This window comes from Tsukamurella sputi (assembly GCF_007858445.1).
In the GTDB taxonomy this organism is placed as follows: Bacteria; Actinomycetota; Actinomycetes; order Mycobacteriales; family Mycobacteriaceae; genus Tsukamurella; species Tsukamurella sputi.
Map to the genome: position 1 here is coordinate 1 of NZ_VIGV01000231.1, position 513 is coordinate 513.

Consider the following 513-nt stretch of genomic DNA (forward strand, 5'->3'; position numbering starts at 1 on the left):
CTCGATGTCGACCTGGTGCTTGAGCACCACGCCGAGCGTCGAGCGGAGCGCCGCCTTGTCGATGGAGCCGCTGGCGCTGCCCGTGACGCCGAGCGCCAGCAGGGTGCGGCACCAGTCGAGCGTCTCCGAGACCGACGGCTTCTTCTTCAGGTCCAGCCCGCGCAGCGTCGAGATGACGCGCAGCAGCTGCTGCGCCACCTCGGTCGGCAGGTCGGGCACCCGGCTACGGATGATCGACAGTTCGAGCTCGGCGTCCGGGAAGTCGATGTGCAGGTAGAGGCAGCGGCGCTTGAGCGCCTCCGACAACTCGCGCGTCGCGTTGGAGGTGAGGAAGACCAGCGGCTTGCGCACGGCGGTGATGGTCCCGAGTTCCGGCACCGTCACCGCGTAGTCCGAGAGGACCTCCAGCAGCAGTCCCTCGAACTCGAGGTCGGCCTTGTCGGCCTCGTCGATGAGCAGCACCGACGGTCCGCCCTCCCGCACGGCCTGCAACAGCGGACGCGGGAGGAGGAA

1 protein-coding gene is annotated in these 513 nt (G+C 69.0%); it reads right to left on the bottom strand.

The window, feature by feature from the left end; genetic code table 11:
* Positions 1 to 513, bottom strand: a 513-nt coding sequence (locus FK268_RS23935) for an AAA family ATPase (protein ID WP_146437921.1), incomplete at both ends; no start/stop codon positions are given.